The 13,151-nt window shown below is 44.1% G+C and carries 16 protein-coding genes; 14 read left to right on the forward strand and 2 right to left on the reverse strand.

Features of this window, described 5'->3' with window-relative positions; genetic code table 11:
- Positions 1-58 precede the first annotated feature (58 nt).
- Positions 59-1,729: a dihydroxy-acid dehydratase gene (gene ilvD / locus Q4A73_RS06450; RefSeq protein WP_303206636.1), complete on the reverse strand. Its 1,671-nt coding sequence runs from the start codon at positions 1,727-1,729 to the stop codon at positions 59-61.
- A 100-nt stretch (positions 1,730-1,829) separates the two neighbouring features.
- Here ilvD and fmt point away from each other — a divergent pair, with 100 nt between their 5' ends.
- The 14 genes from fmt to Q4A73_RS06520 are packed head-to-tail and all read left to right on the forward strand — an operon-like array spanning position 1,830 to position 12,502.
- A complete protein-coding gene (fmt, locus tag Q4A73_RS06455) occupies positions 1,830-2,741 on the forward strand; it encodes a methionyl-tRNA formyltransferase (RefSeq protein ID WP_303206637.1) in 912 nt (303 codons plus the stop codon).
- On the forward strand, positions 2,722-3,357 hold the full coding sequence (locus tag Q4A73_RS06460; RefSeq protein WP_303206638.1) for a biotin--[acetyl-CoA-carboxylase] ligase: 636 nt from the start codon (positions 2,722-2,724) through the stop codon (positions 3,355-3,357). The genes fmt and Q4A73_RS06460 overlap by 20 nt, the downstream gene beginning before the upstream one ends.
- A complete protein-coding gene (locus Q4A73_RS06465; protein WP_303206639.1) occupies positions 3,354-4,139 on the forward strand; it encodes an AAA family ATPase in 786 nt (261 codons plus the stop codon). Before Q4A73_RS06460 ends, Q4A73_RS06465 begins: the two co-directional genes overlap by 4 nt.
- A 3-nt stretch (positions 4,140-4,142) precedes the next feature.
- Positions 4,143-4,988, forward strand: a complete 846-nt coding sequence (locus tag Q4A73_RS06470; RefSeq protein ID WP_303206640.1) for a ParB/RepB/Spo0J family partition protein — start codon at positions 4,143-4,145, stop codon at positions 4,986-4,988.
- Between the two features lie 52 nt (positions 4,989-5,040).
- Positions 5,041-5,466: a FoF1 ATP synthase subunit B' gene (locus Q4A73_RS06475; protein WP_303206641.1), complete on the forward strand. Its 426-nt coding sequence runs from the start codon at positions 5,041-5,043 to the stop codon at positions 5,464-5,466.
- Positions 5,467-5,476: 10 nt separating this feature from the next.
- The gene (locus Q4A73_RS06480) at positions 5,477-5,983 is read left to right on the forward strand and encodes a F0F1 ATP synthase subunit B (RefSeq protein WP_303206642.1); all 507 of its coding nucleotides are present in this window, start codon (positions 5,477-5,479) and stop codon (positions 5,981-5,983) included.
- Positions 5,983-6,501, forward strand: a complete 519-nt coding sequence (locus Q4A73_RS06485) for a F0F1 ATP synthase subunit delta (RefSeq protein WP_303206643.1) — start codon at positions 5,983-5,985, stop codon at positions 6,499-6,501. The genes Q4A73_RS06480 and Q4A73_RS06485 overlap by 1 nt, the downstream gene beginning before the upstream one ends.
- 12 nt (positions 6,502-6,513) lie before the next feature.
- Positions 6,514-8,019: a F0F1 ATP synthase subunit alpha gene (atpA, locus tag Q4A73_RS06490; protein ID WP_303206644.1), complete on the forward strand. Its 1,506-nt coding sequence runs from the start codon at positions 6,514-6,516 to the stop codon at positions 8,017-8,019.
- Between the two features lie 8 nt (positions 8,020-8,027).
- On the forward strand, positions 8,028-8,915 hold the full coding sequence (gene atpG / locus Q4A73_RS06495) for an ATP synthase F1 subunit gamma (protein ID WP_303206645.1): 888 nt from the start codon (positions 8,028-8,030) through the stop codon (positions 8,913-8,915).
- A gap of 25 nt (positions 8,916-8,940) precedes the next feature.
- Positions 8,941-10,395: a F0F1 ATP synthase subunit beta gene (atpD, locus tag Q4A73_RS06500; protein WP_303206646.1), complete on the forward strand. Its 1,455-nt coding sequence runs from the start codon at positions 8,941-8,943 to the stop codon at positions 10,393-10,395.
- On the forward strand, positions 10,395-10,787 hold the full coding sequence (gene atpC, locus Q4A73_RS06505; RefSeq protein ID WP_289233351.1) for an ATP synthase F1 subunit epsilon: 393 nt from the start codon (positions 10,395-10,397) through the stop codon (positions 10,785-10,787). Before atpD ends, atpC begins: the two co-directional genes overlap by 1 nt.
- Complete coding sequence (locus Q4A73_RS06510) at positions 10,784-11,341, forward strand: MotA/TolQ/ExbB proton channel family protein (RefSeq protein ID WP_289233350.1); 558 nt, start codon at positions 10,784-10,786, stop codon at positions 11,339-11,341. The genes atpC and Q4A73_RS06510 overlap by 4 nt, the downstream gene beginning before the upstream one ends.
- A 1-nt stretch (position 11,342) precedes the next feature.
- Positions 11,343-11,732 carry an ExbD/TolR family protein gene (locus tag Q4A73_RS06515; protein ID WP_270977203.1) on the forward strand — a complete coding sequence of 130 codons (390 nt, stop codon included), beginning with the start codon at positions 11,343-11,345 and terminating at the stop codon, positions 11,730-11,732.
- Positions 11,732-12,502, forward strand: coding sequence for a TonB C-terminal domain-containing protein (locus tag Q4A73_RS06520; protein ID WP_303206648.1), 771 nt, complete (start codon positions 11,732-11,734; stop codon positions 12,500-12,502). The genes Q4A73_RS06515 and Q4A73_RS06520 overlap by 1 nt, the downstream gene beginning before the upstream one ends.
- Here Q4A73_RS06520 and Q4A73_RS06525 read toward each other — a convergent pair.
- Positions 12,486-13,151 (reverse strand): restriction endonuclease subunit S (locus Q4A73_RS06525; RefSeq protein WP_303206647.1); only part of this gene is annotated, 666 nt, incomplete at its 5' end. The two genes, Q4A73_RS06520 and Q4A73_RS06525, sit on opposite strands and share 17 nt — an antisense overlap.

The following is a 13,151-nucleotide window of genomic DNA, read 5'->3' on the forward strand; positions in this document are numbered from 1 at the left end:
CTAAGACCCGCAGGACCCCCGCCAATGATCGCTAAATCCAACATGAAAATTCCTTTTCTCACTCCAAAATCGCTCCCCTGCTTGCATTGCTCACGAGCTTTTGATACATCCTAAGCCACCTCGAGGACAGCTCTTTTTGGGGCATGACAAATTCCGCCCTGCGTCCAGCTATCTCCCCCTCGCTTAAATTGACAGAGATGCGATACGCATCCACATCGATTTCTATCTCATCCCCGTCTCTCAAAAGCGCGATGAGTCCCCCCTCTGCCGCCTCAGGGCTGATATGCCCCACACTAAGCCCCCTTGTCGCTCCACTGAAGCGTCCATCCGTGATGAGCGCCACCTCAGCGCCCAGTCCCATGCCCATCAAGAGCGAAGTGGGCGTGAGCATCTCCTGCATACCCGGGCCACCCTTAGGCCCCTCATAGCGGATGACGCAGACCGCACCCTTTTTCACCTGCCCTCGCATGATGCCCCGCACCGCTTCATCTTGGGAATTAAAGCACACCGCCCTGCCCTTAAATTTCCTCCCCCCTGTGATGCCCGCAGTCTTGATCACACAGCCCTGCGGAGCTAAATTTCCAAACAAAACCGCCAGTCCTCCCACGCTAGAATAAGCATTTTCCACCCTACGGATGACGCCCTCATCGTTGATTTTCGCTCCCTCCAAGCGCTCCCCAAGCTCCCCGCCCTCTATCATCAGGGCATCTAGCTCTAAAATATGTCCCTCCCTGCTTGAAATTTCAGCCATCACCGCACTCACGCCTCCTGCCCTGTGGATGTCCTCCATGTAGATGGTGTTGAGCGAGGGGGCGATTTTAGCGATGTGGGCGACCTTGCTTGAGATGAAATTCAAATCCTCCAGCTCAAATTCCAGTCCCGCCTCCCTCGCGATGGCTAGCATGTGCAAGATGGTATTCGTGCTGCCTCCCATCGCCATATCCACGACAAAGGCGTTTCGCAGGGCCTTTTGCGTGATGATATTGCGGATTTTAAAGCGCGCATCCAGGGCGATTTCACAAATCCTCCTTGCTGCCCGCCTCAAAAGCTCCTCCCTCTCAGGCGTAAGGGCTAAAATTGTCCCATTGCCCTCCAGTGCCACGCCCATAGCCTCACAAAGTGCGTTCATGGAATTTGCCGTAAACATCCCCGAGCATGAGCCCCCACCCGGACAAGCCTTGCACTCTATCTCTTTAAATTCTTCTTCGGTAATCTTTTGCGCTTCAAAGGCGCCCACCGCTTCGAAAACGGAGCTGAGGCTGATTTTCTCGCCCTTCTTCGTCTCTCCCGCCCTCATGGGTCCGCCACTTACGAAGATGGTCGGCACATTGACCCGCAGGGCGCCCATGAGCATGCCGGGCGTGATTTTGTCGCAGTTGGGTAGGCAGATGAGGGCGTCGAGTTGGTGGGCGTTCATCACGGTTTCTACGGAATTGGCGATGAGCTCGCGGCTGGGTAGGGAGTAGAGCATCCCGCTATGTCCCATCGCTATACCATCATCCACGCCTATGGTGTTGAATTCAAAGGGCACGCAGCCGTTTTTGCGTATCTCATCCTTGATGATTTTCGCATAATCATTGAGGAAAAAATGCCCCGGAATGATGTCGATATAGCTATTCGCCACGCCGATGAAGGGCTTTTCAAAGTCCTCATCCTTCAAACCACAAGCCCTAAGCAGGGAGCGGTTGGGGGCCTTGAGGTGTCCTTTTTTGATGGCATCGCTTCGCATTTTCGTCCCTTGTGTGAAATGGCCTTATTTTACAGATTTTTTGTAAATTACTGGCCCCTTGATTTTCGTTACAATCGCAGCTTTAAATTTGAGGAAAACGATGAAAAAAGTCATTTTTATGGGCACGCCAAATTACGCTAAAACCATACTTCAAGCCCTTTTGACGCACGGAGGATTTGAAATTTTAGCCCTCTTCACCCAGCCCGATAAGGCGGTGGGAAGAAGACAAATTCTAACCCCCAGTGCCACGAAGGCCTTTTTGCAAGAATTCGCCCCTCACATCCCCATTTTCACGCCGCAAAGCTTGAGGGACGAGGCGGAGCGAATTCGCCGATTGGAGCCTGATTTCATCGTGGTGGCAGCCTATGGGAAAATTCTGCCGCCTAGCATTTTGCACATCGCGCCCTGTGTGAATTTGCACGCCTCACTTTTGCCCAAATATCGCGGCGCAAGTCCCGTGCAGTCGGCCATTTTAAACGGCGATGAAAAAAGCGGCGTTTGCACGATGCTGATGGATGAGGGGCTGGATACGGGGGCGATTTTGCAGAGCAAGGACTGCGATATAGGGGGCAAAAATGCGGGGGAGCTTTTTGAGCTTTTGGCGCGGATGGCGGGGGATTTGATCCTCTCTACGCTTTTAAATTTTGACAAAATCATCCCGCAAAAACAGGACGAGGCGGGGGCGAGTTTTTGTAAAAAAATCAAAAAAGAGGACGGGAGGATTTTTCTAGATGATGCCAAAAAAATTCATCAAAAATACCGCGCCTTCATCCTCTGGCCGGGGGTTTTTTTGGAAAATGGCCTGAAATTTTTGGAGTTAGAGCTTGTCGATGGGGATGAAAAAAATGCCGCCGCAGGGGAAATTTTAGCCCTTGAGAAAGGGAGCTTTTTGCTAGCGTGCAAGCGGGGAATTTTGCGCGTGAAAAAACTGCAAGAAAGCGGAAAAAAGGCTTTGGATGGGCGGACCTATTTGAACGGAAAAAGGCTTGGGGTTGGAAATTTTTTGCATTGAAAGCATTGCCTCGACGCATCTTTTTTTATGCGAGCAAATCCGCGAGGGGAAAATGACGCAAAACTGCGCCCTCTACGCCCTAGATCAAAGCGGGGGCGTGGGGAGTAGGGATAATGTCTGGCAGAGCTCGCGGGGGAATTTGCACCTGTCGTTTTGCCTGAGGGAGGGGGATTTGCCCTCTGATTTGCCCCTGGCTTCGGTGAGTATTTATTTTGCCTTTTTGATGCGGGAAATTTTAAGCTCTTTGGGCTCAAAAATTTGGCTCAAATGGCCTAATGATCTGTATCTGGCGGATAAAAAGGTCGGGGGGGTGATGAGCGCGAAGCTTGGTGATTTCATCGTGGGAGGGGTGGGCTTGAATTTAAAATTCGCTCCGCCTGGGGCTGGGCTTTGTGATGTCAAAATCACGCCGCGGGAGTTGGTGGAAGAATTTGTGCGAAGCTTGGAGGGAAAAAATTCATGGAAGAATATTTTTAACCACTATGTGCTAGAATTTGAAAAATCAAGAAAATTCAGTGTCCATCACGATGGCAGGGTGCTTTCGCTCAGGGAAGCCTTGCTTTATGAGGATGGATCGATATTATTAGAAGGTAAAAGGGTGTATAGTTTAAGATGAGTGAGATTATCACAATAGCCAATCAAAAAGGCGGCGTGGGCAAGACAACGACGGCTGTGAATTTAGCCGCCTCCCTAGCCGTGGCGGAAAAAAGGGTGCTTTTGGTGGATGTGGATCCTCAGGCCAATGCGACGACGGGGCTGGGATTTAATCGCAATCATTATGAGTATAATGTTTATCATGCCTTCATCGGCAGAAAAAAGCTCAGTGATATCATCCTAAAGACCGAACTGCCCCAACTGCATCTAGCCCCGTCAAACATAGGCTTAGTGGGCATCGAGCAGGAGCTTGCCAAGGACGATGGCAATGAAAAAAAAACCATACTCAAAAGGCAGCTTGAGGGGGTCGTGAATAATTATGACTTCATCATCATAGACTCCCCGCCAGCCTTGGGAAACATCACCATCAATGCTTTTGCGGCAAGCGATAGTGTCATCATCCCCATACAGTGCGAATTCTATGCTCTCGAGGGCGTGGCGATGGTGCTAAATACCATTAAAATCATCAAAAAAACCATCAACGCCAAACTCAAGGTGCGGGGCTTTTTGCCGACCATGTATAGCGCGCAAAATAATCTTTCTAAGGATGTGGTGGAGGATTTGAAGCAGAATTTTAAAAAACAGCTTTTCAATCTGGGGAGCAGCGAGGATGAATTCATCGTCATCCCTAGAAATGTCAAGCTTGCCGAAAGTCCTAGTTTTGGTAAGCCCATCATACTTTATGACATCAAATCGCCCGGCTCGGTGGCGTATCAAAATTTGGCCTATTGTATTTTGGAGTAGATCGTGGGACTGAATAAAAACAACGGACTCAACAAGCTCATGGGTGATTTGGACCTCGTGTATAGCAAGGAGCTGGGGCTTGATGTGAATCAAGTCAGTCAAATCGCTGTGGATAAGATCCACGCTAATCCCTTCCAGCCGCGAAAGCATTTTGATGCGCAGGCCTTGGAGGAGCTTGCCAATTCCATCAAAGAATACGGCTTGCTTCAGCCTATAGTTGTTTTAAAAAAGGATGAAAATTCTTTCGTTTTGATCGCGGGAGAGCGCAGACTGAGGGCGAGCAAGGCTTTGGGGCTTAAGAAGATCGCCGCCTTCGTGGCCGATGTGGATGAGGACAAGCTTAGGGAGCTTGCTTTGATTGAGAACATTCAAAGGGAAAATTTAAATCCCATAGAGCTTGCGCATTCTTATAAGAGCCTGATTGAGGAGCATAAAATCACTCAGGAAAATTTAGCCCAGCTCATCCATAAGGGCAGGACGCAGATCACAAATACGCTGCGACTTTTGAATTTGGACGAAAAAACGCAAGAGCTTATCGCGCAGGGGAAAATTTCTCAGGGACACGCTAAGGTTTTGGTGGGACTTGAAAAGGAAGACGAGCAGGCCATAGCCAACAGCATCATAGGACAAAAGCTAACTGTGAGCCAAACGGAAAGACTGGTGCGGGATCTAAAGAACAAAGGCAAATCAGGCTCTGGAGAGAGTGAGGAGCTCGATAGGGGGGTGGTGGAAATTAAGAAAATTTTGGAAGAGTATGGCTTTAGATGCGAGAGCAAAGGGGAGAAACTCACAATACATTTAACAAACGCGGATAAAATCAAAAAATTGCTTGAAATTTTAAATTTTTAAAAAAATTTGGCTACAATCTCGGGCTTTATTGTAGTTTTGTCAAAGGAGCTTTATGTTTTCGGATATGCATGGATCTATAATGCTAGCCACTGTGGCTATCTTTTTGGCTATGATTGTGATCTTGAATGCTATGTTTTATAAGCCCTTGTTGCGATTTATGGACGAAAGAAGTGATTCTATAAAAAATGACGAAAACAAGGTCAAGGAAAATTCCCAACAAATGCTAGGCGTCAATGATGAGCTGGAGAAAATCCATGCAGAAACTAGGGAAGAAATTCACAAAATCAAGCAGGCTGCGATCGATCAGGCCAAGGAGGAGGCAGCCCTGATGCTTCAGGCAAAAAAGGACGAGCTTGAAAAACAAATGCAGGATTTTACCGCCGAGCTTTTGGAGCAAAAGGAGGAATTGAAGCGACATTTGTTGCAAAATTTGCCCGAATTCAAGCGGTCTTTACAAAATAATATTAAAAACATTTGAGGGGAAATTTATGAAAGGCTTGGTGTTTTTTTTGCTGCCTCTGGGAGCCTTTGCCGCTTCGGGTGGCGGTGGGGAGTATGATATTGTCCCTAGGGCGATTAATTTTGTGATTTTCGTAGCCATACTTTACTACTTCTTGGCCACTCCGTTTAGGAATTTTTATAAAAATCGTATCCTGAAAATTTCATCGAGATTGGATGAAATCCAAAAAAAACTCTTGGAGAGCAAGGCTAAAAAACTCGAAATCATGAAAAAGCTTGAAGAGGCTAGAGCTGTCGCGGCTGGCGCTTTGATTACGGCGAAGAAAGAGTCTGAAATTCTAGCCGAGCAAATCAGGAGCAACGCTAAAGAAGAGCTTGTTTTGCTGCAGAGGCATTTTGAAGAGCAGAAAGAATACGAGTGGAGAAAGATGAAAAGGGAGGTGGTTTCTCACATCATCACTGAGCTTTTTAATGATAAGGATGTGAGATTGACGCAAGAGGATATTATTGACATTATGATGAAAAAGGCTTCCTAATGAGTGTTGTGGCAAAAAGATATGCTAAGGCGATCGCTTCTCGGGATGATGTTGATGAGTTTTATAAAAATTTGAGCGTTTTGGCTTCGGCCTTTGCGCACCCGAAATTTAAAATTTTGATACAAACTCGAGAAATCAGCAGGGAAAAAAAGCTCGAGCTTCTCGAATCGATGCTTGAAAAGCCCCATCCAAAATTCAACAACCTGTTACGAATTTTGCTTGAAAATTCAAGGCTTCCTTGCATCCCGCAAATTGTAGCGGAGCTTGAGAAGCAAAGATTTTTTAGGGATAATGTTTTTCTTGGCGTTGCTTACTCTGGTCAAGCCCTAGACGCGCTGAGTCTTAAAAATCTCGAGGAGAAATTGGGCGCGAAATTTAATGTTCAAATCAAATTAAGCAATCAAATCGCCCCGATCGATGGCATTAAAATCACCCTAGAAGAGCTTGGTTATGAGGTTTCTTTTTTTATGAAGACCTTTCAAAATAGATTGAGTGAGTTCATACTCAAAACCATTTAAGGAGAAAATGTAATGAAATTTAAAGCTGATGAAATCAGTTCCATCATCAAGGACAAGATAGAAAATTTTGACTTAAGCTTGGATATTGAAGAAACGGCAAAAATCATCTCAGTCGCCGATGGCGTGGCTAAGATTTATGGTCTTAAAAACATCATGGCTGGGGAGATGGTTGAATTTGAAAACGGCGAAAAGGGCATGGCGCTTAACCTTGAAGAAAGTAGCGTTGGTATCGTTGTGCTTGGCAAGGGGGAGGGCTTAAAAGAGGGTGATTCTGTCAAGAGGCTTAAAAAGCTTCTCAAAGTCCCTGTTGGCGAGGCCTTGTTGGGTCGTGTTATCAATGCTTTGGGAGAGCCCATCGATGCTAAGGGTTCTATTAATGCGAGTGAATTCCGTTTTGTTGAGGAGAAGGCTAAGGGCATTATGGCGAGAAAAAGCGTCCATGAGCCCTTGCACACGGGGATAAAGGCCATCGATGCCTTGGTGCCGATTGGGCGCGGGCAAAGGGAGCTGATCATCGGCGACAGGCAGACCGGAAAGACCACCGTAGCCGTGGATACCATCATCTCACAAAAAGGACAAGGCGTCATTTGTATCTATGTAGCCATAGGGCAAAAGCAAAGCACGGTGGCTCAGGTTGTGAAAAAGCTTGAGGAGCATGGGGCCTTAGAATACACCATCGTAGTGAGTGCTGGCGCTTCAGACCCTGCGGCCTTGCAGTATCTTGCTCCTTATGCGGGTGTAACGATGGGCGAGTATTTTAGGGACAGCGCAAGACATGCTTTGATCATTTATGATGATTTGAGCAAGCACGCAGTAGCCTATCGCGAAATGTCCCTCATTTTACGTCGTCCTCCGGGTCGTGAGGCTTATCCGGGAGATGTGTTTTATTTACATTCAAGATTGCTTGAAAGAGCGTCTAAGCTTAATGACGAGCTTGGTGCAGGAAGTTTGACGGCTTTGCCCATCATTGAAACTCAAGCCGGAGACGTTTCGGCCTATATACCAACCAATGTCATTTCTATCACGGATGGACAAATTTTCTTAGAAACAGATTTGTTTAATTCAGGCATTCGCCCTGCTATTAATGTCGGTTTATCCGTATCTCGTGTGGGTGGAGCAGCACAGATTAAAGCGACTAAGCAAGTTTCTGGGACTTTAAGGCTTGATTTGGCGCAGTATAGGGAGCTTCAAGCTTTCGCTCAGTTTGCAAGTGATTTAGATGAAGCAAGTCGTAAGCAATTAGAACGCGGACAAAGAATGGTCGAGCTTTTAAAGCAACCGCCTTATTCGCCTTTATCTGTGGAAAAGCAAGTTGTGCTTATATTTGCAGGAACAAGAGGATTTTTAGATGATGTGGCGGTAAGCAAAATTAGAGAATTTGAAGATGGTATTTATCCTTTTATTGAGGCGAAATATCCAGACCTTTTTGAGCAAATTCGTAGCAAAAAGACCTTGGATAGCGACTTGGAAGAAAGGTTGGCTAAGGCCATTGATGAATTTAAAGCAAACCATTTGTAAGGCTTTTTATGTCCAATCTTAAAGAAATAAAAAGAAAAATCAAAAGCGTTCATAACACACAAAAGACAACCAACGCGATGAAGCTTGTTTCTACTGCAAAGCTTAAAAAAGCTGAAGAAGCAGCGAAGAGGTCTAAAATTTACGCGCAAAAAATTGATGAAATGCTTAATGAAATTTCTTTTCAAATTCATAAGGCAAATCAAGATGAAAAAGATATTCAATTAAGTTGTTTTCAAAAAAGAGAAAAATTTAAAAATGTAGATATTATCTTTATTACTGCAGATAAAGGGCTTTGTGGTGGCTTTAATATTAAGACCATTAAAGCCGTAGATGAGCTTTTAAAGGATTATGAAGAGCAAAATATTGCTGTGAGATTAAGAGCCATAGGAAAAACAGGCATAGAGTATTTTAATTTCCAAAAAAGAGAGCTTTTGAAAAAATATCTTCATCTTAGCTCAAGTCCTAATTATGAAAAAGCTTGTGAGGTGATTAGTGCCGCGGTTGAGGATTATTTGGCTGGAGAGACCGATGCTATTGTTTTGGTGCATAATGGCTATAAAAATATGATCACTCAAGAGCTTAAAATCAATCATCTCATCCCTGTTGAGCCCAAAAAAATTAATGCAGAGGAAAATTCCTCGCTTTTAGAGCCTGAGCCAGAGGAAAACGAGCTTTTAGAGGATTTGATGAAGACCTATTTTGAATACAATATGTATTTCGCCCTCATCGATTCTTTGGCTGCTGAGCATAGTGCCAGAATGCAGGCTATGGATAATGCCACGAACAACGCAAAGGCGAGAGTGAAGCAGCTGAATTTAGCCTACAACAAGGCAAGACAAGAGTCCATCACCACCGAGCTTATTGAGATTATCAGCGGTGTGGAATCGATGAAATAATAAAATTCTAAGGAGAGAGGAAAGCATGCAAGGATTTATTTCGCAGGTATTAGGACCTGTTGTAGATGTGGATTTTGATGATTATCTACCACAAATTAACGAAGCGATAAGGGTAGATTTTAATAACGATGGAAAAGAGCAAAAATTAATCCTAGAAGTCGCCGCACATTTGGGGGACAATAGAGTAAGAACCATAGCTATGGATATGACAGATGGTTTAGTAAGAGGACTTAAGGTGGAAGCTTTGGGAGGTCCTATTTCTGTGCCAGTTGGGGAAAGGGTCTTGGGGAGAATTTTTAATGTAACGGGCGATTTGATCGATGAGGGCGAGGAGCTTGATTTTGACAAGCGTTGGAGCATCCATAGAGACCCACCTGCTTTTGAAGAGCAAAGCACTAAGAGTGAAATTTTTGAAACGGGCATTAAGGTCGTGGATTTGCTCGCTCCTTATGCAAAGGGCGGTAAGGTGGGGCTTTTCGGCGGTGCTGGCGTTGGAAAAACCGTTATCATCATGGAGCTTATTCACAATGTCGCCTTCAAGCATAGCGGCTACTCGGTATTTGCGGGCGTGGGCGAGAGGACTCGCGAGGGCAATGACCTTTATAATGAGATGAAAGAAAGTAATGTTTTAGATAAAGTTGCTCTATGTTATGGGCAAATGAACGAACCGCCGGGCGCTAGGAATCGCATTGCTCTTACCGGACTTACGATGGCTGAGTATTTTAGGGATGAAATGGGGCTTGATGTTTTGATGTTTATCGATAATATTTTTAGATTTTCTCAATCAGGCTCCGAAATGTCCGCACTTTTGGGGAGAATTCCATCTGCGGTGGGCTATCAACCGACTTTAGCAAGTGAAATGGGTAAATTCCAAGAGAGGATCACCTCCACTAAAAAGGGCTCCATCACCTCCGTGCAAGCCGTTTATGTCCCAGCCGATGACTTGACCGATCCAGCTCCGGCGACCGTTTTTGCGCACCTTGATGCGACTACGGTTCTCAACCGCGCCATTGCGGAGAAGGGAATTTATCCTGCTGTGGATCCGCTTGATTCCACCTCAAGGATGCTCGATCCGCAAATTGTGGGTGAGGAGCACTACAATGTGGCAAGGGGGGTGCAGTCTGTGCTTCAAAAATACAAAGATTTACAAGATATTATCGCTATCTTGGGTATGGACGAGCTCAGTGAAGAGGATAAGCTTGTCGTGGAAAGAGCGAGAAAGATAGAGAAATTTTTATCCCAGCCTTTCTTTGTGGCGGAAGTTTTCACAGGGAGCCCTGGCAAGTATATAAGCCTTGAAGAAACGATAGCAGGTTTTAAGGGAATTTTAGAGGGTAAGTATGATGATTTGCCAGAAAATGCTTTTTATATGGTAGGAAATATTGACGAGGCAATTGCTAAGGCAGAAACTCTGAGGGAGATTAGTAGAGGTGATACTTGCTTAGATAATTGTAAGGTTGAACAAAAAAAGGCTAATTGATGCAGGATTTAATATCTTTAGAAATAGTAACCCCTCTAGGAATGATTTATCAAGGAGAGGTAAAGTCCGTTACCCTGCCCGGAAGTGAGGGGGAATTTGGTGTTTTAAGGGGGCATGCGAGTTTAGTAGCTTCTTTAAAATCTGGCGTCATTGATGTAGAAAAGCAAGATTTAAAACACGAATTAGTTGCCATTGACTCAGGCTATGCTAAGGTCGATGAAAGCAAGATTTGCGTTCTAGCCAAAGGCGCGGTTTGGGTGTGCGGCTCAAGTGAAAGTGAGATTGAGAAAAATCTTAATAACGCAAAAGACTTAATCAAAGCTATGAGTTCGGATAATGCCGCCCTAGCAGCGACTTTTTCTAAGCTTGATAATGCTAAGGCAAATGTATGAATTTCGAGGTTATTTTCCATTTTTTTAATGAATCCAGTCTTATTACCTATGTGGTTTTGGCTTGGCTTTCTTTTTATTTTATCCTTTCTTTTGCCATACTTTTTGCGAGATTAACTTTTTTAGCAAATTGGCGCAGCAAGGAAAAAGAAAGCTTGGAAAGCTTACTTTTGGGCGAAAAGGACTTGAGTCGCACGAATTCTATTTTAAGAAAATGCACCGACACCAGCCTTTCTCATTTAGAAATTTATAAAAATTTAGCCTCTCGCCGTTCTTCTTTGGGACTGACTTGGCTTAGTATCATCGCTTCTACCTCGCCTTTTATAGGACTTTTTGGGACCGTTATTTCTATACTTGAGACTTTTGGGGGGCTTGGCACACAAAATTCTTTAAGTATCATCGCCCCCAAAATCAGCGAGGCTTTAGTAGCTACTGGCTGTGGAATTTTAGTTGCTATCCCAGCTTATACCTTTCATCTTATCATCAAGCGGAAGGCTTTTGAGCTTTTAAGCATTATCGATAGCGAGATTAAAATCCTCAGCTCGCATAGAGGTTAAGATGCCCTTTGATGATGAAAAGCCCGAGCTTAATATCACTCCCTTAGTGGATATTATGCTTGTTTTATTAGCCATTTTGATGGTTACAGCTCCAAGCATCACCTACGAAGAAAGGGTCAATCTCCCTCAAGGTTCGCAAAAAAGTGCAAGTTCGCCGACCATAAAAAGCCTTATTGTGAGTGTCAATGCCAAAAAAGAGATTTTCATCAATCAAGAAAAATTCGACTTTGTCTCTTTTGCTGATAATCTTGCACAAAAAAAGGCACAATTTAACACCGAGGAGCCCGTTTTCATTAGAGCGGATAAGAGCTTAAAATATGATGATGTCATTTTTGTGCTAAGAAGTGTGAAAAATTTAGGCTTCAGTAAGGTCGCATTGCAAACCGAATGATGAAAAATTATGGCTTGAGCAATTCCACCTCCTTTTTTCTGGCTTGCGGGGTTTATTTTATCGTTGTTGGCTTTGTATTTTTCAGGCTGGTTACTGCGCAAGAGCCTGTTTTAAACCACACGGATTTAAAGGATAGTTTTATTAATGTTGAATTAAGCGAAGCTTCAGCCAAAATCCCCACCCCTAAGCCCACTCCGAAGCCCGAGCAGTCAAATCCTATTAATGTCAACGAACTCTTCGCCCAAACCACCAATAAAATGGTCAAAACGCAAGATATTAATCAAAAAGCCACCGATTTTAACGCCCTTTTTGGCAATGTCAAAGAAATCCAAGAAGAAAAAACCACTCAAATTCAATCCTCCGCAAAGTCGAGTCAAGGTGCGAATTCTCAAAGTGCTGCCGAGCTACTCAAGCAATTAAACGACAATCTCATCCCAGAAGAAAGCACCGCCAACGGACAAGGCGCCCAGTCCCAAAAAGTAGGGATTTATGATGAGTTTTTGGGCAGGGTTGAAAGGGTGATTAAACAGCGTTGGAGTCAATACTATCCTAATCCTAAAAACATAGGCGTTAAGGTAAAAATTTTCATCGATAGCGAGGGGAAATTCGGCTACACCTCAGTAGAAAAGAGCTATGATAGCATTTTTGACGCTAAGGTTTTGGAATTCTTAGAAAGTCAAAAAGGCAAATTCATCGCCTATCCTCCTAAAAATAAGGGCGTAGCTATAACGATGAATTTAAAAGATGAGGGAGTTAATCCTTTGCAATAAAGCTTAAAAGTCTCTCTCTGTAATGCTCGTATTGTTTTTTCCTAGCGTCTATCTCGGCGGGAATTCCGCTTGTTAAATCATTTGCTAGTGTGTCAAATTTGTCTAAAAGCTCTACAATGTCATTTTGCACTTCTAAAGGCGGTAGGGGGATTTGGAAGTTATCTGTATTGCTTACTTTTAGTTGTGGTATTTTCACAGAATTTGCTTTTGCTAATTTTTGAAAATGCTCCTGTTGATTGATTAAGAAATAATAAATAAATTTTTGATTAGCGTTCTTGTCGATGGTATAAGACCAAAATTCGCTTTTATGGCTAAAAGGCTTGTCATAATATTCAAAACCGATATATCCCCTAGCCTTGCAAATAATGCTTGGTTTGTCGATAACATCTTTTTTCGGTAAATCACAATAATCAACATCAGCTATCGTGCTACCACCTGCAAAAATCCTAACAGGGGCATTTTCTTTATGAAGTGCTTGCATTTGATGTGCGGTAATTTTTGTCCCAGCATTTCGTATCCCTAGCTCTCCTAAAGTTTTAAATTTTAAAATTTCGTTTAATTTTGCGGTGCGGTTTTCTAATTCATCGTAGCTTAAAAGCTTGTTTCTATAATATTCATACTGCTTGCGGCGCGCTTGTAATTCTGCTTG

The sequence above is a fragment of the Campylobacter sp. genome, assembly GCF_030528245.1.
Classification (GTDB): Bacteria; Campylobacterota; Campylobacteria; order Campylobacterales; family Campylobacteraceae; genus Campylobacter_D.